The 26,294-nt window shown below is 40.3% G+C and carries 22 protein-coding genes, 1 tRNA gene and 3 pseudogenes; 16 read left to right on the top strand and 10 right to left on the bottom strand.

Annotated features, from left to right (window positions below; all coding sequences use genetic code 11):
• Window positions 1–632: 632 nt before the first annotated feature.
• A pseudogene (locus tag NIES592_RS14990) lies at window positions 633–1,052 on the top strand (metallophosphoesterase); the annotation flags it as partial.
• A 203-nt stretch (window positions 1,053–1,255) separates the two neighbouring features.
• Here NIES592_RS14990 and NIES592_RS14985 read toward each other — a convergent pair.
• The 3 genes from NIES592_RS14985 to NIES592_RS14975 all read right to left on the bottom strand — a co-directional run bounded on the left by NIES592_RS14985 (window position 1,256) and on the right by NIES592_RS14975 (window position 4,146).
• Window positions 1,256–1,669, bottom strand: coding sequence for a hypothetical protein (locus tag NIES592_RS14985; protein WP_073556160.1), 414 nt, complete (start codon window positions 1,667–1,669; stop codon window positions 1,256–1,258).
• A 518-nt stretch (window positions 1,670–2,187) separates the two neighbouring features.
• Window positions 2,188–2,619 carry a CAAD domain-containing protein gene (locus NIES592_RS14980; RefSeq protein WP_062247736.1) on the bottom strand — a complete coding sequence of 144 codons (432 nt, stop codon included), beginning with the start codon at window positions 2,617–2,619 and terminating at the stop codon, window positions 2,188–2,190.
• A gap of 390 nt (window positions 2,620–3,009) precedes the next feature.
• Complete coding sequence (locus NIES592_RS14975; protein ID WP_062247734.1) at window positions 3,010–4,146, bottom strand: cob(I)yrinic acid a,c-diamide adenosyltransferase; 1,137 nt, start codon at window positions 4,144–4,146, stop codon at window positions 3,010–3,012.
• Between the two features lie 442 nt (window positions 4,147–4,588).
• On the opposite strand from NIES592_RS14975, the gene fraC reads away from it, so the two are divergent.
• From fraC to NIES592_RS14960, 3 genes are all read left to right on the top strand, one after another.
• Window positions 4,589–5,125 (top strand): filament integrity protein FraC, encoded by a 537-nt coding sequence (gene fraC / locus NIES592_RS14970; protein ID WP_062247732.1) that lies wholly within the window; start codon window positions 4,589–4,591, stop codon window positions 5,123–5,125.
• Window positions 5,126–5,210: 85 nt separating this feature from the next.
• Window positions 5,211–6,224: a septal junction protein FraD gene (gene fraD / locus NIES592_RS14965; RefSeq protein WP_062247730.1), complete on the top strand. Its 1,014-nt coding sequence runs from the start codon at window positions 5,211–5,213 to the stop codon at window positions 6,222–6,224.
• Between the two features lie 195 nt (window positions 6,225–6,419).
• On the top strand, window positions 6,420–7,199 hold the full coding sequence (locus tag NIES592_RS14960) for an ABC transporter permease (protein ID WP_062247728.1): 780 nt from the start codon (window positions 6,420–6,422) through the stop codon (window positions 7,197–7,199).
• A gap of 69 nt (window positions 7,200–7,268) precedes the next feature.
• On the opposite strand, the gene NIES592_RS14955 is transcribed toward NIES592_RS14960, so the two are convergent.
• Both NIES592_RS14955 and NIES592_RS14950 read right to left on the bottom strand, forming a co-directional pair.
• Window positions 7,269–7,889 carry a pentapeptide repeat-containing protein gene (locus tag NIES592_RS14955; protein ID WP_073556159.1) on the bottom strand — a complete coding sequence of 207 codons (621 nt, stop codon included), beginning with the start codon at window positions 7,887–7,889 and terminating at the stop codon, window positions 7,269–7,271.
• Between the two features lie 440 nt (window positions 7,890–8,329).
• Window positions 8,330–8,630, bottom strand: a pseudogene (locus NIES592_RS14950) (DUF981 family protein).
• A gap of 245 nt (window positions 8,631–8,875) precedes the next feature.
• Here NIES592_RS14950 and NIES592_RS14945 point away from each other — a divergent pair.
• From NIES592_RS14945 to NIES592_RS14935, 3 genes are all read left to right on the top strand, one after another.
• Window positions 8,876–9,748, top strand: coding sequence for an S-methyl-5'-thioadenosine phosphorylase (locus NIES592_RS14945; RefSeq protein ID WP_073556158.1), 873 nt, complete (start codon window positions 8,876–8,878; stop codon window positions 9,746–9,748).
• Window positions 9,749–9,928: 180 nt separating this feature from the next.
• Window positions 9,929–11,143, top strand: a complete 1,215-nt coding sequence (locus NIES592_RS14940; RefSeq protein ID WP_062247720.1) for a DUF790 family protein — start codon at window positions 9,929–9,931, stop codon at window positions 11,141–11,143.
• Between the two features lie 438 nt (window positions 11,144–11,581).
• Window positions 11,582–11,983: a hypothetical protein gene (locus NIES592_RS14935; protein ID WP_062247718.1), complete on the top strand. Its 402-nt coding sequence runs from the start codon at window positions 11,582–11,584 to the stop codon at window positions 11,981–11,983.
• A gap of 74 nt (window positions 11,984–12,057) precedes the next feature.
• Here NIES592_RS14935 and NIES592_RS14930 read toward each other — a convergent pair whose 3' ends face one another.
• Window positions 12,058–13,404, bottom strand: a complete 1,347-nt coding sequence (locus tag NIES592_RS14930; RefSeq protein WP_073556157.1) for a Mur ligase family protein — start codon at window positions 13,402–13,404, stop codon at window positions 12,058–12,060.
• A gap of 200 nt (window positions 13,405–13,604) precedes the next feature.
• Here NIES592_RS14930 and NIES592_RS14925 point away from each other — a divergent pair, with 200 nt between their 5' ends.
• Both NIES592_RS14925 and NIES592_RS14920 read left to right on the top strand, forming a co-directional pair.
• Complete coding sequence (locus NIES592_RS14925) at window positions 13,605–14,246, top strand: ThiF family adenylyltransferase (RefSeq protein WP_073556156.1); 642 nt, start codon at window positions 13,605–13,607, stop codon at window positions 14,244–14,246.
• A 26-nt stretch (window positions 14,247–14,272) separates the two neighbouring features.
• Window positions 14,273–14,512, top strand: a complete 240-nt coding sequence (locus NIES592_RS14920; protein WP_073556155.1) for a hypothetical protein — start codon at window positions 14,273–14,275, stop codon at window positions 14,510–14,512.
• 254 nt (window positions 14,513–14,766) lie between these two features.
• On the opposite strand, the gene NIES592_RS14915 is transcribed toward NIES592_RS14920, so the two are convergent.
• Both NIES592_RS14915 and NIES592_RS14910 read right to left on the bottom strand, forming a co-directional pair.
• Window positions 14,767–15,546, bottom strand: coding sequence for a TrmH family RNA methyltransferase (locus NIES592_RS14915; protein ID WP_073556154.1), 780 nt, complete (start codon window positions 15,544–15,546; stop codon window positions 14,767–14,769).
• Between the two features lie 62 nt (window positions 15,547–15,608).
• Window positions 15,609–15,691 (bottom strand) — tRNA-Leu (locus tag NIES592_RS14910).
• A 309-nt stretch (window positions 15,692–16,000) separates the two neighbouring features.
• On the opposite strand from NIES592_RS14910, the gene murA reads away from it, so the two are divergent.
• From murA to NIES592_RS14880, 6 genes are all read left to right on the top strand, one after another.
• Window positions 16,001–17,389, top strand: coding sequence for a UDP-N-acetylglucosamine 1-carboxyvinyltransferase (murA, locus tag NIES592_RS14905; protein WP_062247708.1), 1,389 nt, complete (start codon window positions 16,001–16,003; stop codon window positions 17,387–17,389).
• 187 nt (window positions 17,390–17,576) lie between these two features.
• Window positions 17,577–18,452 carry a M48 family metallopeptidase gene (locus tag NIES592_RS14900; RefSeq protein ID WP_073556153.1) on the top strand — a complete coding sequence of 292 codons (876 nt, stop codon included), beginning with the start codon at window positions 17,577–17,579 and terminating at the stop codon, window positions 18,450–18,452.
• Window positions 18,453–18,654: 202 nt separating this feature from the next.
• Window positions 18,655–19,560 carry a putative selenate ABC transporter substrate-binding protein gene (locus tag NIES592_RS14895; RefSeq protein WP_073556152.1) on the top strand — a complete coding sequence of 302 codons (906 nt, stop codon included), beginning with the start codon at window positions 18,655–18,657 and terminating at the stop codon, window positions 19,558–19,560.
• A 106-nt stretch (window positions 19,561–19,666) separates the two neighbouring features.
• On the top strand, window positions 19,667–20,158 hold the full coding sequence (locus NIES592_RS14890; RefSeq protein WP_062247702.1) for a hypothetical protein: 492 nt from the start codon (window positions 19,667–19,669) through the stop codon (window positions 20,156–20,158).
• Window positions 20,159–20,178: 20 nt separating this feature from the next.
• Window positions 20,179–20,958: a phosphonate ABC transporter ATP-binding protein gene (locus NIES592_RS14885; RefSeq protein ID WP_073556151.1), complete on the top strand. Its 780-nt coding sequence runs from the start codon at window positions 20,179–20,181 to the stop codon at window positions 20,956–20,958.
• Window positions 20,958–22,586, top strand: coding sequence for a PhnE/PtxC family ABC transporter permease (locus NIES592_RS14880; protein ID WP_073556150.1), 1,629 nt, complete (start codon window positions 20,958–20,960; stop codon window positions 22,584–22,586). The genes NIES592_RS14885 and NIES592_RS14880 overlap by 1 nt, the downstream gene beginning before the upstream one ends.
• A 132-nt stretch (window positions 22,587–22,718) precedes the next feature.
• Here NIES592_RS14880 and NIES592_RS14875 read toward each other — a convergent pair whose 3' ends face one another.
• Together NIES592_RS14875 and NIES592_RS25935 are read right to left on the bottom strand one after the other, a co-directional pair.
• Window positions 22,719–23,456 carry a glutathione peroxidase gene (locus NIES592_RS14875; RefSeq protein ID WP_062247696.1) on the bottom strand — a complete coding sequence of 246 codons (738 nt, stop codon included), beginning with the start codon at window positions 23,454–23,456 and terminating at the stop codon, window positions 22,719–22,721.
• A gap of 68 nt (window positions 23,457–23,524) precedes the next feature.
• Window positions 23,525–23,779: pseudogene (locus NIES592_RS25935) on the bottom strand (alpha-amylase family glycosyl hydrolase); the annotation flags it as partial.
• Between the two features lie 439 nt (window positions 23,780–24,218).
• Here NIES592_RS25935 and NIES592_RS14870 point away from each other — a divergent pair.
• Window positions 24,219–26,288, top strand: a complete 2,070-nt coding sequence (locus NIES592_RS14870; protein ID WP_073556149.1) for a cation:proton antiporter domain-containing protein — start codon at window positions 24,219–24,221, stop codon at window positions 26,286–26,288.
• Window positions 26,289–26,294 lie beyond the last annotated feature (6 nt).

The raw sequence follows: 26,294 nt of genomic DNA, 5'->3' as shown, positions 1-26,294 counted from the left end.
AATACAACAATTTACAGAAAAAGTAATAAATTGTGGCCAAAATAGTTGTTTTTAGAAATCGACCACCGATAAACACAGATGCACACCGATGGACACAGATAGATTATCCCTTGGCAACTGAGTAGTGGTTGTAGAAGAGGTGATTGATTAATTGCGATATTTTCCTGTTTGATTACCTGAGACCTTGTACCAGCTTTTTCGTTTTCTAATCAATAAATTCTGATTATTATTATGCTTAGTAATTTAAACCCAAAGCACACAGATAACCCATCCGTGTTCCATAAGTGTGCATCGGTGTTCGTTCTCACAATTAAATAAACGGCGTTACTGAATCAAAATATGAATTTACAAATTACAGGTGTGACCAGATGTAGCAATGCTACGTCTCTACAAAATGTACACAAACACAATTTATGACCCAATTCAGCAACGCCAAATAAACTTTGGTAAAAAGTTTAGCATTGGTGTACAGTCACAAATTAAATATCCCTTTCCACAAGTAGATTGTTGTAGGACTTACGCAAAAGTTGCCAAAAAGCTTAATTGATCGAACCGCCAAGACGCCAAGAATTCGTAGAGTGTGCGTAAGTCCTGTGTTGTTCGCAAAGCTGTATGTATTAAGTCGATGTGGAGTGTTAGAAGCAACAAAATGGAATCAGCGACAAACTCTGGCTGTGCGCGATCGCCTGCGTGATGTCCTCGATGCAGTAGCAGCAGAGGTAGGTTCTCTGGCTGAGGGTCGTCCTTTGGTAGATTTGGTTTTGAATGGTCACGCTCAATGTTTAGAATACCTACAAACAATGGATACAGGTCACGCTGATAGTAATATTAACTGGATTGTTTGCGGTGGTAGTGGCTACAGTTTGCGGCGTCAACGGGCTGAGGGAACAGATTTATTAGAAGACCAAAAGTTAGTAGCGCGATCGCATTTATTTGTAGGTCGCACAGGACAAGGTTCTCAAAAACACCGACCCTATTCGTGTTTGCGTATCGATGTTAAAGACGGTTGTCCCCCCAAATTTATTATTCGTCCTTTGGTAGTCGAACATTAGCAGCGTCAGTGGCGCGATCGCGAAGTTCAAGCTTTTACTATTTGAGTACAACAAAAAGCGATGATTGAGAAAATTCCCAGTCATCGCAACGTACCTTCTGAAAAATTGGCATTGCTGAATCAAAATATGAATTTACAATTTACGGGCGTGACCAGACGTAGTGACCAGACGTAGTGACCAGACGTAGCAATGCTACGTCTGGTCTAAACCACACCAGGGCCTTTACCGCGTTTGTCGCCCTCCATTGTTAATTCACCTTGCTTATCTTCGTTAATTTCTGTTAATTCTTCTACGCGATGTGCTGTATCCTCTTCTGCTTGTTGACGCGCATCTCCTGGTACTTCATAGTACATTTCTGGTTCAACGGCGTAGTTGTTTAACAAACCTTCTTTGTCTACAGTGTAGCCATCTGTAGTGCGTATGCTGTCACCAGGATGAGTTTGGTCATCAGTGGTAGCATTGGCTTCTCTGTTTTCTGTAGGTAGTGTTTTAAATAAATCTCCTTCTCTTTCTTTACGTGCTGCGGTTTCAGCAGGGACAATATGTGGATCGTATTTATTTTCACGAACGCGATCAGATGTATCTGCTCCTTTTTTATAAGCTTCATTATTAGCCATAATTTATGTTCCCCTTAAATTTATGTGTTTTAATCATTCAATCCAAGGACTATATTAGTTTTTTAGTAAAGCCAGCCTAACTATCTAAAGAAGTGTTTGAAATATACAAATTAAGTTTTTTATCTGTCTAAGGATATATATATTTAATTGGTTGCAATTTTTAGGAATTGGTAATTGGGATATTGCTTGATAGTTATAATCGCATTCGAGGTTCCAAGAGCTATAGTAGAAGCGCGTCCGGTTTTGGGAGCAGTGAGGAAGTACGGAGAGACAATTACATCTTCCCGTTGTGTATGGGCGATTTAGGGGGTTTTAGGATTGATACAATAAGTCTATTAGTTAACTTAAAACATAAGCCAGGGAATTTATTTCCTGGCTTATCTTCACACAATGGAACATATTTTTTGGTAAGTATGGAGGCATAAATAAAACTTGTTTATAAACAAAATGAAGAATTTATTTATTGCCCACTACTAGCCATGATGCAAATTAATTTCAATTTGCATTGAACTCGTTAATTAACCCAAAATTTGCTTTCTAACAGAGTCAATTTCTGCTACTAATTCTTGCCGAGTAGAATCTTTAAGAAGATAGCGAAAAACGAACCAAGTAGTGTAACTAATTCCCACTAACTCCAATACTGGCTGTGCTAGTGGAATATCATTGATTGCATCTAGCACTGCTAGGATTACCCTAACTGCCACAACCGCTACAAACAGCCAAGCCAAGTTTATCAACAGTGGCTTGTACGCTTGAAAAAATTTATTGAAGTTTTGGGAAAATTCCTGCCAAAAGTTTGTTAGTTCTCTAGTAATGAGCTGCCATTGACTTTCAGATTCTTGGGTTGGAGGTAACTTTGGTAAGTTTTCAGAATCTGAACCTTCAATTGCTGCCACAGCTTCTGCTGAGGAAAAATCATTATATTGTTCTTGTTGCACTTCGGTTTCCATAGTTTGGTGTAATGGTTTTGCCCAGGTGGATAATTATGAACGCAGTATTTCCTAATTTAATTTGTGCAGTTTCATCTTATTTTTTCATCAAACTTTTGACATAATTGTTTTTTCTTCCATGAGAAGGAAAAATATACCATGTTCGCTTGAATACTAATACTATCCGTTGGGGTCGGTAATGGGTAATTGGTGAGCCAACGACGGGTACACAGGGGGTTGGGTTTCCCCCATGAGCGTAAGCGCGAACCCGTAAGGGTAATTGATAATGGGAAAAACCAATGGCCAATGCCCAACTGCGTCAGAATCAGATTGTAAGCAATTAGTCGGACTTGATATCATTAATTACTAGTTAAGTGTCCAGAGTTTTTTGACCATTGACCATTGACCACATTAAAAATCTACTCCCCGCTTCAGTTCCACGCCTTGATTAGCATAGTGTTTATGGCAGTAAACTTCAGAGTGAATACTAGCTAAGTCGAAATATGCTGGTTGGTTTTGGCAGCGTCCAGTGATGATAATTTCAGTATGACGAGGTTTGCGGAGTAAGGCTTGCACAATTGGTTCTACAGGCAGCAATTCTAAGTCAACAGTCGGGTTAAGCTCATCAAGAATGATGGTTTTATAAAGTCCAGAAGCGATCGCAGTCTTGGCAATTTCCCAACCTCGTTCTGCTTCCACATAGTCTAATTCCTGCCGAGAATTACGCCAAACGATCGCATCTCGCCCACAGCGTTGATGATCTATGACATGTGGATATGACTGTTGTAAAGCTGCCAATGCTGCGTCTTCAGTGTAGCCAGTACCACCTTTAAGCCACTGCATAATTAGTACACGTGTAGATCCTGGATGATTAATACCTCGACCTATAGCTTGCAGTGCTTTGCCCAAAGCACTAGTGGATTTACCTTTACCAGCACCTGTATAAATTTCAATACCTTCAATTAAGAGTGCAGTTGCAGTTGGGTGGTGATGAGGTTTCATTTCCGAGTGCAAATCCGCAATATCTAGCAACTTTCGGGGTGCAGCACGACCAGTCGCAATAATTTCTAACTCTTCTGGTTTAGATGTGAGTGTGCGTACCACTTCATCCACCGACAATAAACCCAAATCCAAGACAGGGTTAATTTCATCCAAGACAACAACCGAATACAAACCAGAAGCGATCGCGCCTTTTGCCACATCCCAACCTCGTGCAGCTTCCGATCTGTCAAAGGCTGTAATTTCATCTGGCCCAAAAAATTCTGCTCTACCAGTGCGAACTTGATCAATTAAATGAGGAAATCCCCGTTGCAAAGCTGCGATCGCGCCATCTTCATCATAGTCTCGTTCTGGTCCTTTTAAAAACCGCAGCAGCAAGACGCGGTTAGAATTACTTGGTGTATTGATCCCCAAGCCAATTGAGCGCAAAACGACTCCTAAAGCTGCTTGGGATTTACCTTTACCTGCACCATCATAAACGTGAATTTGACCTGTCACCCTTTGTTGACGCACTTGTGCTGTGCGAATTCCAATGCCGTTCCTTGTCATCTCACTCAAAGCTGTAAGTGGCAGTCTTTTATCTTACCCAAGGTCTTGCGTCAGAAGGTAGGGGAAAATTTACTAGCTTGACTGTGATTGAGGATTCCTATTTAATTTTTGAAAAAACTCCGTACACTCCCCCCACCTCCCCGCTTCCCAAAGTGTTACGCTAGACCGCAACTTACTATCATCATTTGACTAGGTTGCGGCTATACTTTCTTAAGTCATTCAACAAAGGGTATAAGAGAATGAGCAAATAAAGGAAAGAGGGAGAAAAAGGGATGTCTAAATTCTTCTTTTGCTTTTAATAAAAAATAAAGATATGAATCGACTACCAGCGTCGATTGCCACTAGCAACAGATGAAAGAAATACAATTTTTCTCCTACAACCTAACACTCCTATAGCCCCATACCTCTAAACCATAGTTAAATTTAGTAACGAACTGGTCTTATGCTTGATTTTCCTCTGCTTCCTAAAGTCTTACCTCTTGGTGCAATTTTGTTTAGTTTTTTATTTTTATTGATATCTATTCCCTTAGAGGCCTATATTTTAAATTCAGTTCTCAAATTTGATAAAAAAACTTCTAGTTTTTATGCCATTTGCATGAATTTATTTTCCAACGTTATTGGTTGGGCAATATTTTTTTTGATAGAACCATTGCTTTCTATTAGATTAAGAACTGGTTTAATAAATTTAATGTTTTTTAATCAAATATCACCTACTCTATTCAACTTGATGATTCTAATTGCTTTTATTGTTTTTTTTGGAACTTTTTTAGTTAAATCTTTAGTCTTAAGGGTTGCATTAATTTCATTGACTGATTTTTGGCAAAAACAACCTGATTCCGCTCCTCAAAAATTTTCTTCTCGTCGTGATTTTAAGAGGAAATTACAAACAAAAAATATTTTTACTAGTGTACTAATAGCTAACGCACTCAGCTATACTGTTGTTGTAATAGTCCTATTTTTGATTCTCAGAATTGTATGAAGTTAGTAATTATTCTGTTGAATTTTGTACTGAAAATAATGACTAAAACTAATAAAAAACTTACTAGGAATTTCAAGGTTGCAATATGGAGCTAATAAGAGATTTATTTGGTTTATTTGGGTTTATTGGAGAGATTTACGACAATATCAAGGATTTTTTTATTCCCAAAAGGGCTTTTGCGTGGCAAACATTAGTATATTTAAGTATTTTTTCTTGGTTAATGTCCTCTCTATCCACAGGAGTTGTTAAATCTGCGATCGCCTTTTGTGGCTGGGCATTCTTGATAGCAGGAACTGCCTGGTATACAACTGAAAATCCTGTACTTATTCCTGGCACAAATATGCCTATTGGGGCGCTAGTAACAGGATTTTTAGTGAGTGCTTTTGCTTTTAGGGAACCAGGGCAAGAAATTACAGCTAGAACAATTGTTTTCTGGCCAACAATTTCAGCACTCATCACAGCAATTCCAGAATTTTTTGAGGGAACAGGAACGGAGTTTAGCACTCAGGTTCCTAAGATAGAAGACCGCCAAAAAATTATTATTTTGGTTGGCAGTTCTATGGTAATTAGTTGTTGGTTACAACTCGGATTTGTAGCAAATAAATGGCTACAAGAATTTCCTAGTTTACAGACAGACAACTTTAGGCGGACTTTTGTGGTGAGAACAGAACCACAAATTAGTCAAACTCCCAGAAATGGAGTTTTAATTTTGAATAAACTTGAGCCAATTGTGAAAGAGCAAATAGCTAACAGACCTTGGTCAGAAGTAGAACAGTGGTTAAAAACAGCCAATAGCAGAGTCAATAGTTTAGGTAGGGAAGTAATAGACACAAGCTTACGTGAGTTTGACGAAAAGTCTTTATGGCGAACAGAAGCCCGTGTATCTAGCCTTGATCAAAAAAATCCTGACATATATAAATTAGATTTACTGAGTATCTGGAGTGGGCCTAGTTCTACTGGAAGTGAGTATTACTTGAGAAAATCTTGTCGAGTAGAACCAATTAACGGTTCTAGGAGATCAGGGGAAGTATTGAGAGTTGCAGAGATTGAATGCGGTCGCAGTAGTAACCGGATTATGGGTTCACCACCTGCACTCTGACAAGAGATGTAAGGGGTGATGTGGTGTAGACGCGCTTTGCGCGGCTTCCCGTAGGGTGGAGTAGTAAGCCATTAACCACTAACCACCAACTACTAACTACTAACTACCGACCACCAACCACTAACCATTGACTATTGACCATTAATCAATAACTAATTACAAATGACTAATGACAGGACTAATGACTAAACAAAAATGAATTTTGGCAGACTTTATGTAATCGCAACAAATGTGTTTCGAGAAGTGGTGCGCGATCGCATTTTATTCATGCTCGGCTTTTATATCATTATCCTTGCCACTGCTATCTACTTTCTCCCTGAATTTGCTGCTGCTACAGAAGACAAGATGTTTCTAGATTTTGCTCTGGCGGCGATGAATCTTCTTGGTTTGGTTGTAGCAGTATTTGTTGGTACAGGATTAATTAATAAAGAAATTGAGAAACGTACTGTTTTAGTATTAATTGCTAAACCTATCAGTCGGGCTGAGTTGCTAGTTGGAAAATATTTGGGCTTACTGTCACTTCTAGCAGTTCTGACTACTGCTATGATAGCGATTACTCTTGCATTTTTGCAAATAGGTCAAGTTCCTTATTCAATAGCTAGTATTTTAATTTCTGCATTTTTTCTATTTTTGCAGTTGTCTTTAATGACGGCTGTAGCTATTGCTTTAGGTGTTTTTACTAGTTCACTGTTAGCAACTGTTTTGACCTTTGCTGTGTATTTAATGGGTAATATAACTCAAGATATACTGCAACTTGGTCGTCTTGGTCGCAAACATGGGATTGAAACTTTGACTCAAGCTTTGTATCTTGTATTGCCCGATTTATCTAGATTAGATGTAAAAAATGATGCTATTTATGGTCTGGCTGCATTACCTAACCCTACTACACTCATTAGTAATGTTGGTTACGGCTTATTGTATACCTTGATGCTGTTAGCGATCGCCATCCTCATTTTTTCACAACGGGAGTTTTAGGTGGGGGACACAAAGGAGAAGGAAGCTCTTTTTCTTCCCCCTTTGCCTTGTCTCCCGATCCCTTATTTCCTATCTCTTAAGATCTACTCGAATTGTACCGTCAGGCATAATTGTTTCATGATATTTTGCATTCTTAAAATTGGCATTTTCTAGATTAGCTTCACTGAAGTTTGCTGCCATGAGATTAGTCCATTTTAGATCTGCGCCTGTTAAGTTAGCTTGGTTAAAATTAGCTTCTATTAAAACAGATCCACATAGCTTTGCTTTAGTGAGATTTGCTCTGACTAAATTAGCTTCTACTAGTGATGCTTCAATTAATTGGGCTGCACTTAAGTCCGCTTCCCTTAAATCAGCATTACACAGAGAAGCACCCCACAATTTACTACCACTTAATTGTACTCGCCACAAACAAGCTGCACACAAATTTGCTTGGGTTAAATCAGCTTGACTTAAATCAGCATCACAGAAATTTACTTGTTGTAAATTTGCTTCCCTGAGATTTGCACCAGTGAGTATCGCCCCACTCAAATTTGCGCTACGTAAATCTGCTCCTTTGAAGTTTATTCTGCTTAAATCAATTCCTCTGAGATCAATTCCGCTTAAGTCACATCCACTAAAGTCTCTACCTTCTATATTTTTCTCTGTAATTTGGCTTAAAACTTTCTCTTGCTTGTCAGCATGGTTTTGCATCTGATTTACCTCTAAATGTGCCTAGATGTAGTAGTAGGGGCAAAGCATTTATTGATAAATTTTTTATAAAAAATTGTCATTTCAATGCTTCGCTCGGAAATTAGCTCTGAGTTTTTACTAGTAATTAATGGTCAAAGTAAATCGTTATTCCGAACTATGAATTCCAAATTCAGGTGGTTTCATACTCGTATTCGGAACAAGTGTTAAGTTTTGCCCTGATTTGCCCTGATGATATATATGTATCTTGAGATTACACCCCAAAAGCTTACAAGCTGCGTAGCAAATCGAGAAAAAATAGAAAAAAATCTTTTACTGATTGTGAAAGCCATAATAGTACGTTCTCAATGTAATTCTTTTGTCAGAATACCCTGATAAGCATCAGGAAACTTTTATAAAAGAGAACTTCTACTACCAACGCGATCGCTACTATTGCTACAGCCTTATGGGGTTCGCATTGGTAATGGCTGCCAGTTAGAATAGTCTGCAAGATGATTCCAGTATGGAAGATAACCAACAAAAGCAAAAATTAGAGCAGCAATTACTAGTAATATTGCACCAAATAACTGCCATTTACGATTTGTTTTCAGATACAGCGTTGGTGCAGCACAAACTCCGTACTGGCCAGGTAAAAGTCATGTGTAAACCAGTAACTAGGGCGATCGCCCCTGTCATTCCAAATCCGGGAATCCAACGTTTTTGATAAGCGTGATCTAAACCAAAATACACATAGCCAGCTAGAATCTGGAATCAGAGTGTTCTACCATCAACTTGTAATTGATCATAACCGCTGTTGCCACCAACGGAAAATCTATCTGTGTCCATCGGTGTCCATCGGTGTCCATCGGTGTTCGATCTACAAAAAATGATTTTTGCTCTCTGTTAAGAATTCTCTCTTCACAATTAAGCTTATAAATCAAACCGGATTCCTATAGACACATTTGCTATTAAAATAACTTGGCACAGCAAAAAGCTAGAGGCTAAAAATAATGACAGAAGCTCAGATTGGAATTATTGGTGGCAGCGGTTTATACAAAATGGATGCCCTCAAAGACGTAGAAGAAGTGAAAGTTGATACGCCTTTCGGCTCACCTTCTGATGCAATAATCTTAGGAACTTTAGATGGTATACGCGTAGCATTTTTAGCTCGTCATGGTCGTAACCACACGCTTTTACCTTCAGAGTTGCCATTCCGCGCCAACATCTATGCGATGAAGCAATTGGGTGTGGAGTATTTAATTTCAGCAAGTGCTGTGGGTTCTTTGAAGGAAGAAGCGAAGCCATTAGATATGGTAGTTCCTGATCAATTTATTGATAGAACTAAAAATCGGGTTTCTACGTTTTTCGGAGAAGGAATAGTTGCTCACATTGCTTTTGGTGATCCAGTTTGTCATAATTTAGCTGGAGTATTAGCAGATGCGATCGCTTGTTTGAACCTACCAGATGTTACCCTGCATCGTGGCGGTACTTATGTATGTATGGAAGGGCCAGCATTTTCTACTAAAGCAGAATCAAATCTTTACCGCAGTTGGGGTGCAACAGTAATTGGAATGACAAATTTACCAGAGGCGAAATTAGCAAGGGAGGCGGAAATTGCCTATGCAACTTTAGCACTCGTAACTGATTATGACTGTTGGCATCCAGACCATGATAGTGTGACAGTAGAAATGGTAGTAAATAATTTACAACGCAATGCTGTTAACGCCCAAAAAGTAATTCAAGAAACAGTGCGGCGCTTGAGTGATAATCCACCACCTAGTGTTGCTCATTCAGCATTAAAATATGCAATTTTGACACCATTGGATAAAGTGTCAACAGCAACAAAAGAAAAATTAGGATTGTTGTTGAAAAAGTATATTTAATTGGGCGTTGCTGAATCAAAATATGAATTTACAATTTACTGGCGTGTAGAGTAGAGACGTAGCAATGCTACGTCTCTGATAATATTAATCAAATTCAAGCTATGTCTCTGATAATATTAATCAAATTCAAGCTACGTCTCTGATAATATTAATCAAATTCAAGTTAGTTTAAAAGCCTAAATGTTACCAACAGATTTACTCCATCATCGCCAAAATGGAGAAGAAATTATTCCCAAAAGATTAAAACTGGATTCTAAAAATATAGAGTTAGCCAACGAATTAATTAGTTCTTTTCAAGAAGCAGTTGGAAAGACTCAAGGTACGCTAGAACGTCAATTATTAGAATTAGAAGGTGATACCACTGACTATAAAGTGAAACGGGGTTTAGCTTATCTACTTAAAAGTGGTTTTTGTACGTTTGAAGTCATCAGTCCCCTAGAACCCCAAATGTTAAGAGAAAGGGTGTTTGCTTTAGCAGCTAAATCTGTTCCCAGTCCAGAATTAACACAAGTGAAATTAAAAAATATAGCTGATAATTTAACTCAAGAACTCGGACGAGAAATCTTACCAGAACAAGTCCGTGATGGATTGTATGCTGACTTATCAGAAAATAGGATTCTCACGAATTTTGAGCCACCAAAACCAGAAGAATTGTTACACAGGTATAATTTATCACAAGTGCAAGGTGTATTTTATAGAGCCAGTCAATTAGTATTAAATGCTCATCGGAATGTTCCTGGGGAATACAAGCTTTTATTTCGCTATTTAAAATTATTTCAATTGATGGCATATATAGAAGGTGATGCCGACCACGGATTTACAATCACGATTGATGGACCGACGAGTTTATTTAATCCTAGTACAAGATATGGTTTAGCGATCGCGAAACTTATTCCAGCTTTATTGCATGTCACCAAATGGAGTCTTTCTGCAACACTCCAAGTCCGCGATTTTTATACAGAAACCTGGAAGACTGGACGTTTCACCCTCAATTCTGAGTGTGGCTTAGTGACTCATTACCCACCGGGTAAACCTTACGATAGTATGATTGAAGCATCCTTTGCTGATAAATGGAATGCACTTAAAAGTTCTTGGGCATTAGAGCGAGAAGTCGATTTAATTCCTATTCCTGGTAGTGTGATGATTCCTGATTTTCGGTTAGTGCATCCCGATGGACGCAGTTTTCTCTTAGAAATTATCGGTTATTGGCGACCGGAATATTTACAAAAAAAGTTTGCCCAAGTCCGGCGCGCTCAATGTGATAATTTAATTTTGGCAATTTCTGAACGCTTGAATTTGGATAAAGTCGGCGTCAAATTAAACGATGTTCCGGCTAGGATAGTTTGGTTTAAAGATAAATTGTTACCAAAATCAATATTAGGTGTTATTGAGTAAAATCCACAGTTCGTAGTAAGCACTTTGGTGCTTAATAAAACATTAGCTGATGTAAATTGAAGCCATGTCCAAAATCGTTTTTGTTATCGAACACCGATGGACACGGATGAACACTGATAGATTATTGGTGTGTATTTTATAGTTTTACATCTGATGTCAATTAATCATTGCTTATAGAGAAGCGATACAAATAATCCATCTGTGTGCATCGCCTTGCACTGTGTTCGTTTTCCAAATATCTAGCGCTTTGCGATTAACTCTAGTAGAAGAGGTAACGACGTTGGTATTAGTGCAGGCGCGAAGGTATTAGGCAATATCCAACTTTCTTAAAAATAAAGAATTCATAATATTAGAGCTCGTACTGAGCTAAAAAATGTCACTATAAATGAGACACTCAAATGTAGCAGTCAATTGATTTACAATCAGGGAAACTAACCTATGGATTGCAAAACTGCAACTTTAGTCTACCAAGGTGAAAATCATCTGGAAAAAATCCAGGAAATTTTTCCAGAAGCTTGGAAATTCTTAGAAGAAGTATCTTTTGCTTACGTTCAGAAAAAGCCAGATAAATTTGATGCTGCTGTCAAGGAAATAGTTGGCGAAACACCTTTCCAGTTTAGAATGGTTCACCGTGACGACAGAGACCAACTCACAAAAGACCTTTCTGATTTATTAGGAGATATTACCTCAAGATTACTGCTAGAAAAACATTTTTCAGAAGTAGTTGGGCAGCCAGTATTTTTTAGTACTATTTGTTGTAACAGTCATCTTACTTCTGACCATGAATTAACTTTGGAAGAAGTTTTACCTCTACAGCGGGCAGCGGTGAAGTTACAATAAATGTTGTTGATTAGTGGTTAGTAGTTAGTAGTTCACCACTAACTACTAACTACTAACTACTAACTACTAACTAATTAGCGAATTTTCCTACCAGTTAGTACTTCCCGTACATCCAGCATGGCTGTGTAGGTAGGTAAGATGTGCAAGGTTTCATGATCTGGGGTATGTTCCAAAGCTGTGTTGATAGCTTGTTGCAAATTTTCTTGGACAATCAACTTACAAGTATTTTGAGGTGCGGGATCGCTGTAGCGGAGACGGAGAGCCATATCATAAGCGCGATCGCCACTCACTATAAGAGTTCCTCCCCGTTGGACTAGTTTCTCTGTATCTACATCCCAAATCCAGGATACATCCTCGCCATCTTGAATGCGATCATTCAATACTAATAGTGTTGTTTTATGATGACTTTGAGTCACAACTCGAATAGTTTCATTCGTTCCTACAGGATTTTTTGATAATAAAATTCGTACTTGTTTGCCATTAATATTTAATTCTTCCGCACGCCCAAAAGCAGGTTGAAAGTTAGGTATAGCATCACGAATAGTCGCTTCCTCAATCCCCAATTCCATGGCAGCAGTAGCAGCTGCTAAAGTATTATATTTATTGTATAAACCAATGAGAATTTGCGGCCATCGGCTACTATCAATCGTTGGTTGGTTTCTAGTAAAACCACAACTGGGACAAGTATATTCACCCATATGAGACAAATAAACACCTTTATAGTCTAAGGCGTGTCCGCAACTGGGACAATAGATAGAATCAACAGCATGGGGAATCGATTCTAGATAATTTTCTGGTTCGTTTAAACCAAAAAATGCAACTCGTTGCTGAGATAACTGCTGACCAAGATAGCAAATCGTTGGGTCGTCAGCATTAGCAACAATAATAGTTTCAGGAGGTAAAGTGGCGATCGCACTCCCCCAGCGTTTACTAATTGTGTCTACTTCTCCATATCTATCCAGTTGATCACGAAACAAGTTTAAACAGACAATCACTTTTGGTTGAATCGGGGCTAAAACCTTGGGTAGGATATTTTCATCCACTTCTAAAATGGCGTAATCTACATCTAGCGAACCTACCAAATTCGCACTTTCCATTAACGCTGTCATCAAGCCATTTTCTAAATTTGCACCCGTGGAATTATGAGCAACACGAAAACCTTGACGTTCTAAAATATCCCGTAAAAACAGCGATGTGGTAGTTTTGCCATTCGTACCAGCAACCAGAATCACCCCATTTTTCACCTGCTGACTCAACAATGGTAACAAACGGGGTTCAATGCGACGTGCGATCGCACCAGGTAGAACAGACGCCGCACCCAAATTTAGCGATCGCACCATTAAAGTCACGCTTTTAGCTATGGAGACAGCCAAACCCAGCCGCAGTTTATCTTTGAATTGAATTTTGTTTCCCACAACCATATCCTAATCGGCAATTTAATATGCGTGAGTTTAGCGAATCCTGGGTAAAAATACCAGATAATTCATATCATGTCCGCTTGAGGACTCAACATTATCCGTTAGGGTCGATAATTGGTAATTGGTGATAGTTAGTTATTTGCTTTGCGCCCTTATAGTAGATGGTGGTGAGTTATACCCAAAATCTAAAATCCTCTTAGCAAATGAGTAATGCTTTTTTTCACGAACAATTGCAGCGCACGCCAGCACTAATGTATAAACTGCGGGACTTTTCCATTACCATTTGTGGTGCTGGGGCTTTGGGTGCAAATATCACTGAAAATTTAGCCCGTTCCGGTTTTGGCAAGTTACGGGTAATAGACAGAGACAGAGTTGAGGAACGTAACCTTTCTACTCAACCTTACTACCGTTCTGATGTTGGCGCATACAAAGCTAAAATCCTCACCAATAATCTTTACCGTGCTTTGGGTGTCACAGTCGATGGACGTCCGAAAGAATTAACATCAGCCAATGTAGGACAATTGTTAGCAGATAGTGCTTTGATTATTGACACCTTTGATAACAGCAGCAGCCGACAAGCTGTGTTTGATTACTCTACTAATTCTCAGATACCTTGTCTGCATGTAGGTTTAGCTTCAGATTATGCAGAAATTATCTGGAACCAAATTTATCGTGTACCTTCACCTGCTAATGATGATATCTGCGACTACCCCCTAGCACGCAACTTGGTTATCCTCGCAGTTGCAGTTGCTTGTGAAGTTATCGTTAACTTTGTAGCTACAGGAAAGCAGCAGAGTTTTACTCTTACCTTAGCTGATTTTGCCGTTCAGCCTTTTAACGTATAAAGTTAGTACAGATTGGGAATTAAATTATGGAGCAAAATCAGCATGAACAGCGCCGCGTCGCTGATCAAGAGTTTCAAAAATCCCTAGACCAACTGCAACAAATTTTACAAGATGATTCCACACAAACAGAAGAGACACCCCAATCCCCCAGTGATCATGAAGGCGATCGCCAAATAGCCGAAACTTCCTCAATCATTGATTTAGATGTGTGGGAAGACGCAGTTGCTGATATCGACCAATATTTGCAGCAAAAAGGAAAAAGTTGATTGTCAATTGTCATTGGTTAGTAGTTAGTGGTTAGTAGTTAATTGTTGGTTGCTTACTACTCCACCCTAGGGGAAGCCGCGCAAAGCGCACCGCAGGTGCTTCATCCCGGGAAACCCGTCCACCGCACTGTCTTGTCTACACAACCTTCACACCCCACCCTTACCTTAAGCCGCGCAGAGCGCATCTACACACCCCTCATACCCCTCATACCCTTTTCCTAAATTTTGAATTTTGAATTGTTTTCCCCCATCTCCTACCCCCTTCTCTGTCTTCGCGCCTCGTACAACATCAACGCAGCTGCGATCGCTACATTCAGTGACTCTACCCCAGGATTGAGAGGAATGTTTACGCTTGTATCTGCCATTGCTGCTAATTCTGGCGACAAACCAGCACCTTCGTTACCCAATAAAATCAAACTTGGTTGATGCCAGTCTACCTCCCAGTAAGTTAAATGTGCACTCGGCAGGGTTGCGATCACTTGCATTCCCGCCTGTTTAGCTTGCATAACTGTCGCTTTTAAATCTGGACTCACTGTCATAGGCAAACGAAACCATTGTCCGGCGGTGGCTCGTAATACCTTAGGATTATCTAAATCTACACTATCTCCACTCAGCCACAATCCACTCGCCCCAGCTGCTGCCGCAGTGCGAATAATTGTACCCAAATTACCAGGATCTTGCACTGTTTCTAAAGCTAGTACCACGCCAGTAAATGGTATGGCAGTTGGAGAAATATTCCGTTTCGCCAGCGCCACAACTCCGTCTGGTTGCACTGTGGTAGCGATCGCCGCCATCACTTCTTCACTGACAATTTCTGTGCGATCGCTCTTTTGACAAGCCTCTTCCCATAACATTGGATGGGATATTTGCCACTGTTGGGTACAACACACCACTGCAAGCGGATAATTTACTGCACAAGCTTCCTCCAACAAGTGTGTTCCCTCCAGTAGAAACAATTGCTGCTTATGCCGTTCTTTGGCAGCATGGAGTTTTCTAATTTGCTTAACTAGAGAATTTTGTAAACTTGTCAACACAATTTTAGATTTTGGGTTTTAGATTTTAGATTAATCGAAAATCGCAAATCTAAAATCTCAGATGCGGAACCCGGGACTTGAACCCGGAAGCCTTGTGGGCACTAGAACCTGAATCTAGCGCGTCTGCCAATTCCGCCAGTTCCGCTTGCGAAGTTGTCTAATGACCGTTTTCTATTATTACTACATTTTTCATAGGTGTCAACTAAGAATTTTTGTTAGTGGTCGATGGTTAGTAGTTAGTAGTTGTACCAGACGTGCCATGGCACGTCTCTACATTGGTTAGTGGTTGATAGTTGGCTATTCTTCACACTCCTCACACTCCCCACACTCCCCACACTCCCTTCCCCCAATTTGTGCGAGAAATCTACTTGCAGATGTAATGCAAGAATGTGGATAAATTCAATCTTTCCTGTAGAATCAAAACCAACTTAAAATTTGTAAAATTTATAGTTTTTTGGAGGGTAGGCTTATTAATCCTTCTAGCAGCTTACCAGATGCTAAATTGTCATCTGTTGCAGACTCCTCAGTCTTGCAGATCTGTGGTGGGTATCCGTTGCAAGGCCATGTCAAAATCAGTGGGGCGAAAAATTCAGCACTAGTAATTATGGCTGGAGCCTTGTTGTGTTCGGGAGACTGTCACATCCGTAATGTACCTTTGTTAGCGGATGTAGAGCGGATGGGTCAAGTATTGTCGGCTTTGGGTGTTCGCTTGCAGCGAAATGGTGATCTTTTAGACATCAACGCTAGTGAAATTACTTCATCCAAAGCTCCTTACGAACTAGTTACCCAGTTGCGAGCCAGTTTTTTTGCGATCGGTCCTATCCTAGCGCGCTTAGGAGTAGCGCAGATGCCATTACCAGGGGGTTGTGCCATTGGGGCCAGACCAGTGGATCTCCATGTGCGCGGACTACAAGCAATGGGAGCCGAGGTACAAATTGAGCATGGTATTTGTAATGCCTATGTCCCTGGCAAAAGCCGCCGCCTGAAGGGAGCAAAAATCTACCTAGATATTCCCAGTGTGGGAGCCACAGAAACGCTGATGATGGCAGCGACTCTGGCAGAAGGTGAAACAATCATCGAAAACGCTGCCCGTGAACCAGAAGTCGTGGATTTGGCAAATTTCTGTATTGCCATGGGGGCAAAAATTCAAGGTGCAGGAACGAGTACGATTACAATTGACGGTGTTCCCAAATTACATTCTACGGAGTACAGTATTATACCAGATCGCATTGAAGCAGGAACTTTTCTAGTGGCGGGGGCAATTACCCGTTCCGAACTGCTCCTCTCACCAGTAGCCCCAGATCATCTAGTGCCAGTGATTTCCAAATTGCGGGAAATTGGCGTGAGTGTGGTTCAAGAAACACCAAACTGCTTACGTGTCCTCAAATCCGAAAGACTGATAGCAGCAGACATTGAAACCATGCCCCATCCTGGCTTTCCTACGGACATGCAAGCGCCGTTCATGGCTTTATTAGCGATCGCAGAAGGCGATAGCCTGATTAATGAAACCGTATTTGAAAACCGTCTGCGTCATGCCTCAGAGTTAAACCGCTTAGGGGCAGACATTCGTGTTAAGGGTAACACTGCCTTTGTACGGGGAGTACCGTTGTTATCTGGCGCACCTGTAATTGGTACTGATTTACGAGCCGCAGCAGCTTTAGTTGTTGCTGGTTTGGCAGCAGATGGTAAAACTACTATTCAAGGACTGCGCTACCTTGATCGCGGCTATGATCGCCTTGATCTCAAATTACAGGAGTTAGGAGCAAAAATCCAACGTTTACCTGGTTCAGAGGTAAAAACAGAAATTGCCCCTAGCAGTATCAATCCTTTGGTTAATAGTTAGTAGTTGGTAGTTGGTAGTTGGTAGTTGGTTGCTAAATTGTTAACCATTCCCCACTAACCACTAACTACTAAATACTAATCACTAACCACTAACAAACAACTAATAATCTTCTCGCTATACTAGGCTTTGTAGGGCTGGTATCAAACCAGCTCCATTACAAACCTCACAACTTCCAACTGGCTTTGCTATGTTATCCTCCAAAACTCAGCTAATTGGTCTGAAAGCAGACTCATTTCGTCACCCGCTAGATCTAGAAGCAACCAAAGCGCTGAAGCAGATTCCCGGTATAGATATGATGGTGCGGAATTTCTTGGGGCCAGTGGCTGAGCAGTTATTTTATGTGGAAAACATAGCATCTAGTATTTTGGTAGGTGAAAACCAATTACCACATTTACACAAACTACTATTAGAAGCTTGTCATATTTTAGATATGGAGCCACCACAGTTGTATATCAGACAACATCCGGCTCCGAACGCTTATACTTTTGCGATGCGGGGGAAGCAGCCTTTTGTAGTGCTGCACACTTCCTTAATTGACATGCTTACACCAGAGGAGACGCAAGCAGTCATTGCCCATGAACTGGGACATCTCAAGTGTGACCATAGTGTTTACCTGACACCAGTAAATATATTAATTTTGGCGGCAGCAACTTTACCTAATATTGGTGCGGTTATTGCCCAGGCAATCCAGGCACAACTTTTAGAATGGGTACGCTGTGCTGAATTTACATGCGATCGCGCTGCATTATTAGCAACCCAAAACCCTAAAGCTGTGATGTCTGTGTTAATGAAATTAAGTGGTGGTTCACCGACTCTCGCACCACAGCTGAACCTAGATGCTTTTATTGACCAAGCCCGCGCCTACGATGATATCAGTAAAACTGAACTGGGCGAAATGGTCAAAGCCACTCGGACAGCACAACTAACCCACCCAGTACCAGTACTGCGGGCGCGAGAAATAGATCGTTGGGCAAGCAGCAAAGAATATGAAAGTTTGTTGCAAAATCCGAAACTAGAGTATGGTAATGAGTCCAAAACAGTCGGCAGATGGCGTAACTGGTAGATACTGATTCAGACCTCGCGGATCTGAAGCGAGTTGGGTGTGTAAAGCTATGACGTACTACTTTTGGGTGGCGCGTCTAGCTTGGGCCATAACGCATCCTACAGAAGATTTGCTAAATGTGCGATCGCCACTCATGTCATAGTTGGAATTTCAGAGATAGGATTGTACAATCCTAATCTTGAGAGAAAAGCAATTAAAGGCAATGAAAAAACTTTTGTTCTCTGGATTATTACTAATTTTACTCCCGTTAACAGCTTGTTCTGAAGCTTTCCAAACCAGTGCTGTAAAACAAGTCCAGCCCTTAGTCACAGGTGCAATACCCGACCAAGATCCAGAGAAGTTGCAGCGCCAGTATACAAAGCTAGCAGCGTATTTGCAGAAAGAATTAGGCGTACCTGTCGAATACAAACCTGTGACTGATTATACTGCAACTGTGACAGCCTTTAAGGTGGGAGACTTAGATTTAGTATGGTTTGGCGGATTGACTGGTGTACAAGCAAGATTGCAAGTACCAGGTGCAGAAGCGATCGCCCAAAGGGATGTAGATGAAAAATTCCATAGTGTTTTCATCGCCAACAAAAAAACAGGTTTACAACCATTCAAAAATACTAATGACCTCCAAAAACTCAAAGGCAAAACCTTTACCTTTGGCAGCGAATCTTCTACCTCCGGGCGGTTAATGCCTCAATATTTTCTGGAACAAGCAGGCGTCAAACTTACAGATTTTAAAGGGCAACCAGGCTTTTCTGGGGATCATGATAAAACTATCAAATTAGTAGAAGCAGGAACCTATGAAGTCGGTGCTGTAAATGAAAAAGTGTGGTCAAAACGTGTCGATTCCAAAGAAGTAGATTTAAATAAAGTAGAAGTTATTTGGCGCACTCCTGCTTATTATGACTACCATTGGGTAATTAACCCCCAGGTCAAACAACGCTACGGCGAAGATTTTGTCAATAAAGTTCAAGCTGCTTTCTTGAAACTAGATCCCAAAGTGCCAGAACACAAAGAAATTCTCGACCTATTACAAGCAAGTAAGTTTATTCCTACGAAGAATGAAAACTACAAACAAATTGAAGAAATTGGTCGGCAAATTGGGAAAATAAAATAAGATTAATGTCAATAGCGAACAAATATTTCTGGAAACAAGAGTTTAACAATTGAATTTACTTATTAGTAGTGAAACCCAATTGTACAAAATTGGGGAAATTGATCATATGGAAAAAGGTTTGAAGAAATTGCTGCAAGATATAAATTTGAAACAATTTGCTTTTACAAAAAGGTTATACCTGCTATTACTACTGTTAATAAGTGTACTGGTACAAAGCTGTGAATCCAAACCAACAGCCAAGTTAAGCGTCAATTTAAATGTGAATGGATGTTCAACTCAATACCAAACAAACCTCTGGACTGGTAGCCCAGTTACAGACTTACCAACCCTTGACCGCGTAAGTAGTGAAACCACAGAAATTACTGGATGCGGAATAGATGAGTTAGAGTACTCATTTAATGTTTCACCCATAGTCGCAAAGATAGAGTTTGAAATCGATGGAGAGGAAGTGACAGCTTTTGTACCAATGCAAAAAGGTGTCACTACTCCTCAACCCTTTATCGATGGCAATATATCTCTAGAAAGTATTAACGTCAAGGTAGATTTTCCTAACGGAAATCCGCCTGCTGTTGAGGGTTTCTATCGCGTTTCCAAGTAACAAGATTCAAGTTTTTACCCATGAATCCACCTGCACCAATTTTTGCACTCAAAAACGTCAGCAAAAAATTTGGTCAAATTCCATCTCTGGTTGACATCAACTTGGAAATTTATCCTGGTGAAAGAGTTGCTTTTGTTGGTTCTAGTGGTGCAGGTAAAAGTACGCTGCTTAGCTTACTTAATGGTTCCTCCCAGCCTACCCAAGGGGAAGTTTGGATACTTGGTCGCAACATAGCACGTCTGCGTCCGAAATCGCTGCGACAAGTGCAACGGCAAATTGGTACAATCTACCAGCAATTACATTTGGTGGATAACTTACGAGTAATTCATAATGTCAACGCTGGACATTTGGGAAGATGGTCATTTTGGCAAGCAGCTGTTTCTTTGATTTACCCACAGGAAGTAGAAACAGCAACCAAAGCTTTAATCCAGGTGGGAATCCCAGAAAAATTGTACGATCGCACTGATCGCCTTTCGGGAGGACAGCAACAACGAGTAGCGATCGCCCGTGTGTTAGTGCAAGATCCTTTGGCGATTCTGGCTGATGAACCAATTTCTGGTCTTGACCCAGAACGCAGTCGTGAGATTATGAATTTGTTGCGGGATTTGAGTGAGGAAACAGGAAAAACATTGATTTGTAGTTTACATGCGATTGAGTATGCCCGCAGTCATTTTCAACGAGTGATTGGGTTACGTCAAGGTAGGATTTTGTTTGATGCGCCTGCTGGGGAGGTGTCGGCGGCGATGGTGGAGCAGTTGTATAGAATTGAACCGCCAAGATGCCAAGGACGCCAAGGGTGATGAGATTAGCATATAAGAGGCTATCTCTATCTCCCTATTTTTTTTGGGGTTTGGTGTGGTTGGTGGCGGTAATTTGGTCGCTACGTGTTGCTGGGGTGTTTCAAGGGGATTTGGTGAATGAGGGTGGGTGGAGTCTGGTTGTTGCTTTTGTGGTTGCTGTGGTTTCACCGGATTTGAGTCCGGAATTTTTGTTGCTAACTTTCGATGCAATGTTGAAGACTCTGGCTTATGCGGTGTGTGGGACGTTTTTTTGTGTGGTGATTGGATCGGTGGGTGGTGTTTTATCTAGTGAGGTGTGGTGGCAATCTCTAGGTAAGGCTTACAATTCTGCTTGGTTGGTGGTACGAGCAATCCTAGCAATCCCAAGAGCGATTCATGAATTAATTTGGGGATTGTTTTTCGTGAATATTTTTGGACTTGATCCATTGGTGGCGGTGTTGGCGATCGCTATTCCTTTTGGGGCAATTACTGCTAAGGTATTTTCGGAAATTTTAGATGAGACGCCTCGTGAAGCGTTGTTTGCATTACTCAATAGTGGCGTACCTCCTGGAAGTGCATTTTTTTACACTCTTATTCCTCAAGCTTTTCCCAATCTACTTTCTTATAGTTTTTATCGCTTTGAGTGTTCAATTCGTTCAGCAACGGTATTAGGTATTATCGGTGCCGGCGGATTGGGTTATCAAATTTATCTGAGTCTCCAGTCTTTGCGTTATCAGCAAGTATGGACTTTGATATTTGCATTGCTGTTATTGAGTGGTTGTACAGATTTTTTGAGTGGATGGTTACGTCAACAATTGCAATTACCTAGTCGTTTGGATTTAAATGTTCTGAAACTCAAACAACATTCTCACAATCACCCCATCACCTCATCCCCCAATCTGTTCTTACTAGGTGCATTTGTTTTATTAATTTTTTCCTTTTGGTACGTTAAAGCTGATTTTGCCAAGCTGTGGGAACCGCGTAGTGCGGAACGTTTAGCGGAAATTATTCAAGATGTTTTTCCACCACAATGGATTGATCTAAATCAGTTATTTGTTCTCTCTACTCAAACTCTGGCTATGTCGATTTTGGCCATGACTGGTGCGGGTTTGGCTGGGATATTGCTTTCTTTTTTGGCAGCAAGGAGGGAGAGAGAGATGGGGAGAAATTTGTTTATTCCTCTATTAACACGATTTTTATTACTTTTTGCCCGGGCTGTACCGGAACCAATTTGGGCGTTAATTTTTTTATTTGTGTTATTTCCAGGACTTTTACCAGGTGCGATCGCTCTTGCTATCCACAATTTTGGTATTTTAGGACGATTGATGGCAGAGGTGATTGAAAATTTAGATCAACGTCCTTTACATTCTTTAACAGCTTTGGGTGCTAGTAACTCCCAAGTCTTTATCTACGGCGTTTTACCTGCCACTATTCCCCGCTTTCTTGCTTACATTCTCTACCGTTGGGAAGTCTGCATTCGGGCGACGGTGATTGTGGGTTTGGTGGGTGCTGGTGGCTTGGGGCGTTTGTTGACCGAACAACTGAGCAACTTTGATTACCAAGGTCTACTGACAACTTTGATTATTTTTATTGGTTTAACTTTTGTAGTAGATGTGATTAGCACTTCAGTGAGAAGGTTGTTGAGATAAGCCCTGAATTTTTCTTAGTGTCTTGGCGTCTTTGTGGTGAAAAAGATGATCTTTGAAACACAAAGACACTAAGACACAAAGAATTGAATCATGTTTTTTTGCGCTTGATGTAAGTTCGTCCTGCACTCACTTTTATCTTGTAGCACTCAAATAAGCTGCCAAAGCTTCAGAACCACCAATGTGTTGACCATCGATAAATACTTGGGGAACGGTTGTTGCACCTGTGATCGCTTTTAAGGAGTGGGTTGTTGCATCTTGACCCAAGACAATTTCTTCGTAATCTAGGTTATTTTGCTTGAGCATGTCTTTAGCACGCGCACAGAAAGGACAACCAGGTTTTGTGAACAGGGAAACCAATTTAGGTTTTACTGCCTGTGGGTTAATATATGCCAGCATAGTCTCAGCATCAGATACCTTGAAGGGATCGCCTGGTTCTTCTGGTTCAATGAACATTTTTTCTACTACGCCATCTTTGACTAACATCGAATAGCGCCAAGACCGCTTGCCAAAACCCAAATCGGATTTATCGACTAGCATACCCATACCTTCAGTAAATTCACCGTTGCCATCAGGTATAAAAGTTATGTTGTCAGCTTTCTGAGCCTTTGCCCATTCATTCATCACAAAGGTATCGTTGACAGATATGCAGACAATTTCATCTACACCATTTTCTTTGAAAGTTTTTGCCAACTGATTGTATCCCGGAACATGAGTCGATGAACAAGTAGGTGTAAAGGCGCCCGGCAGAGAAAAAACCACAACGGTCTTACTTTTAAATAAATCATCGGTTGTTACATTCACCCATTGATCATTCTGACGCAGGCGGAAGGTGACATTGGGAACTTTTCTTCCTTCACGGTATGGCAGCATTTTATTTACTCCTGGAAAACTTGCTAAATAAAGCGTAGTCGTTATGAGTATGTTTGTTTTGTAACTTCACCGTAATGGTGATGCCAATGTTCTTGATCATCATTATTGATCCCTTGGCTATTGTCAGGATCACCGTCGTAAAAGCAATCAACAACAATGAAATAAATCGTTTATTGACGAAATTCAACATATCTAGTGTACAGAAATTCTAAATCAATTTCTGTATCTGATGGTGGTGTTTTGACAATTGCTTCGACTTCTGCGGTTGGGTTTTCTACTGTGTATTGAGTATCTGAAATTTGAGATGTCAAAAAAGATTCTATTTTTGCTTAATTTATGCTGATTTTCATAAATTACTCGCTAAATAACTGTATGAGATCTGTTTGGTTCATATTTTTTTGTTAAAACTAAAAACCAGCTTTACAGTAAGACATATTTATAGAACTATATTTATCTAACTACAGATAGTTTTTCATCTTGGCTAAGATAGACAAAATTAGCTATCGTTTAGTTAATGTATTATGCTATCAAAATAATCATATATGAATCAAATTTTAAATACTATAGGACTCATATTTAATTTTTGAAAAAATCAGTACACCTCTAACTTCCTTCTTGCCTATTGCCTGTTGCCTCCTTACACAAGTATTTTCAGTAATCAAAATGGATACTAGATATCATATTCCTTGTATAAGTAAACAGTAAAATAGTTGAGCGATTATTTGGATCGTAGAAATATTGAAATATTAAGAGGGTAAAAATTTGCTATTACAAAGTCCAATTATTGCATTCACAATTCTGCTATTAGTCATTTTTACTGTACCACCTATTTTTGAAAAAATACGACTACCCGGCTTGGTTGGCTTATTGATAGCAGGTGTAGTACTGGGTGAAAATGGACTCAATCTACTTAACTCTGAATCTGAAACAATTAAATTGCTATCGGAGATTGGTAAAGTTTATTTAATGTTCGTAGCAGGCTTAGAAATTGACCTTGGGCAGTTTCGTAAAACTAAAAATCGCTCAATTGGTTTTGGTAGCTTAACATTTTTAGTACCCTTAATTGCTGGAGTGATTGTTGGTAGATTATTTAATTTTAGTTGGAATACTTCTGTATTAATTGGTTCTTTACTTGCTTCACACACTCTGTTGGCGTATCCAATTGTTAGCCGCTTGGGAGTTGTGACAAATGAGGCTGTAACAGTCACAATTGGAGCTACAATTTTTACGGATACAGGTGCTTTGTTAGTGTTAGCAGTTTGTGTTGGCATTCACGGCGGAGAATTTACAGCCCTGAGTTTAATAACACTTTTAATTGGATTAGTAATTTACTCTGCTGTTGTTTTATTTGGTTTTGATTGGGCAGGAAAAGAATTCTTTCGACGTTCTGGTGATGAGCAAGGTAATCAGTTTTTATTTATCTTGCTGGCATTATTTATAGCATCTGTAGGAGCGCAGGTAATTGGAGTTGAAAAAATAGTTGGTGCATTCCTAGCAGGTTTGGCTGTTAATGATGTGTTGGGACGTAGCCCTGTTAGAGAAAAAGTTGAGTTTATTGGTAGTGTTTTGTTTATCCCTTGTTTTTTTGTGGACATGGGATTATTAATTGATATTCCTGCCTTTATCAAAACCCTTAGTTCTATTTGGTTAGCTGCAGCAATTGTAGTAGCATTGATTGGCAGCAAATTCATAGCAGCATTTCTAGCCAAACTATTGTACCGCTATAACACCGCAGAATTATTGACAATGTGGTCGCTATCACTACCTCAAGTAGCAGCGACACTCGCAGCAGCTTTAGTTGCCTATAAAACAGTTAACCCTGCGGGTGAACGATTAATCAATGAGGGTGTGTTGAATAGTGTCATTGTGTTGATGCTGGTAACTTCAATAATAGGTCCAGTAATCACAGCACGGTTTGCCAGCGCACTTATAGTTCCGCAGACAGACTGGGCAAAAGATAAATTATCTACGTGGTGGCAAGGAGATAGTTGTAATGTGGATGGAGAAACGTACCATCCATTCACTGTTGTTGTTCCCTTATATAATCCTCAAACTCAGCGCTATTTGATCGAAATGGCTGCATTACTGGCGCGTCACGAATCAGGGAAGATTGTACCATTGGCGATCGCCAGAGGTCATGTGCAGATGGATGATCCGCGCTTAACAACAGCACTTGAGCAAAGCCAGCAACGCTTGCAGGGTGTTTTAGAAATTAGCCAAGAATTTGGTGTGGAAGTATCACCAGCTGTTCGGATTGATGATGATGTCGCTTTGGGAATTTGCCGTACTAGTCGCGAACAAAACGCCAATTTAGTTGTCATGGGTTGGTCGCGTAACACAGGTATTCGCGCCCGCTTATTTGGTACTGTGATTGATAGCGTGTTTTGGTCTTCTCATTGTCCAGTAGCAGTGACAAGATTATTGAGTAGTCCGACAACTATCCAGCGCATTCTTGTACCAGTGGGAGATTTAACCCGGCAAACAGTTGGTGCTTTGCGATTTGCCCAAATTTTAGCAGATGGGAATCAAGCAGAAGTAGTACTATTGCATGTGGGCGATCGCAGAACACCCCCTACTCAGCTTGATAAGTTCAAATCCCAACTCTCTGATATCGCTGCTCAAAGTAAGTTACAAGTAAATACTGCGATCCAAACAGTTATCGGTGATGACGTGGCTAGAGTCATCATTCATGAAGCCAAAAACTTTGACTTAGTGGTGTTGCGATCAACTCGTTATCGTACCGCCGGTGGATTAGCTGTGAGTGAAGTGACAACCGAGGTGATTAAAGAGTTAACTTGTTCAATTGTATTGCTGGGGGAACCTCATTCTTGATGAGTT

The sequence above is a fragment of the Fischerella major NIES-592 genome (assembly GCF_001904645.1).
Taxonomy (GTDB): Bacteria; Cyanobacteriota; Cyanobacteriia; order Cyanobacteriales; family Nostocaceae; genus Fischerella; species Fischerella thermalis.
This window is presented reverse-complemented; position numbering and strand designations above follow the sequence as displayed.

Bases quoted from the DNA above. Each gene is read 5' to 3' on its own strand.
- NIES592_RS14920 (WP_073556155.1), top strand. From the start codon at position 14,273: ATGGAGCAAAATCAGCATGAACAGCGCCGCGTCGCTGATCAAGAGTTT.
- NIES592_RS14925 (WP_073556156.1), top strand. From the start codon at position 13,605: ATGAGTAATGCTTTTTTTCACGAACAATTGCAGCGCACGCCAGCACTA.
- NIES592_RS14900 (WP_073556153.1), top strand. From the start codon at position 17,577: ATGTTATCCTCCAAAACTCAGCTAATTGGTCTGAAAGCAGACTCATTT.
- NIES592_RS14940 (WP_062247720.1), top strand. From the start codon at position 9,929: ATGTTACCAACAGATTTACTCCATCATCGCCAAAATGGAGAAGAAATT.
- NIES592_RS14880 (WP_073556150.1), top strand. From the start codon at position 20,958: ATGAGATTAGCATATAAGAGGCTATCTCTATCTCCCTATTTTTTTTGG.
- NIES592_RS14935 (WP_062247718.1), top strand. From the start codon at position 11,582: ATGGATTGCAAAACTGCAACTTTAGTCTACCAAGGTGAAAATCATCTG.
- NIES592_RS14930 (WP_073556157.1), bottom strand. From the start codon at position 13,404: ATGGTTGTGGGAAACAAAATTCAATTCAAAGATAAACTGCGGCTGGGT.
- fraC (WP_062247732.1), top strand. From the start codon at position 4,589: ATGCTTGATTTTCCTCTGCTTCCTAAAGTCTTACCTCTTGGTGCAATT.
- NIES592_RS14975 (WP_062247734.1), bottom strand. From the start codon at position 4,146: ATGACAAGGAACGGCATTGGAATTCGCACAGCACAAGTGCGTCAACAA.
- NIES592_RS14980 (WP_062247736.1), bottom strand. From the start codon at position 2,619: ATGGAAACCGAAGTGCAACAAGAACAATATAATGATTTTTCCTCAGCA.
- NIES592_RS14895 (WP_073556152.1), top strand. From the start codon at position 18,655: ATGAAAAAACTTTTGTTCTCTGGATTATTACTAATTTTACTCCCGTTA.
- NIES592_RS14875 (WP_062247696.1), bottom strand. From the start codon at position 23,456: ATGCTGCCATACCGTGAAGGAAGAAAAGTTCCCAATGTCACCTTCCGC.
- fraD (WP_062247730.1), top strand. From the start codon at position 5,211: ATGGAGCTAATAAGAGATTTATTTGGTTTATTTGGGTTTATTGGAGAG.
- NIES592_RS14985 (WP_073556160.1), bottom strand. From the start codon at position 1,669: ATGGCTAATAATGAAGCTTATAAAAAAGGAGCAGATACATCTGATCGC.
- NIES592_RS14890 (WP_062247702.1), top strand. From the start codon at position 19,667: ATGGAAAAAGGTTTGAAGAAATTGCTGCAAGATATAAATTTGAAACAA.
- NIES592_RS14945 (WP_073556158.1), top strand. From the start codon at position 8,876: ATGACAGAAGCTCAGATTGGAATTATTGGTGGCAGCGGTTTATACAAA.
- NIES592_RS14955 (WP_073556159.1), bottom strand. From the start codon at position 7,889: ATGCAAAACCATGCTGACAAGCAAGAGAAAGTTTTAAGCCAAATTACA.
- NIES592_RS14960 (WP_062247728.1), top strand. From the start codon at position 6,420: ATGAATTTTGGCAGACTTTATGTAATCGCAACAAATGTGTTTCGAGAA.
- NIES592_RS14885 (WP_073556151.1), top strand. From the start codon at position 20,179: ATGAATCCACCTGCACCAATTTTTGCACTCAAAAACGTCAGCAAAAAA.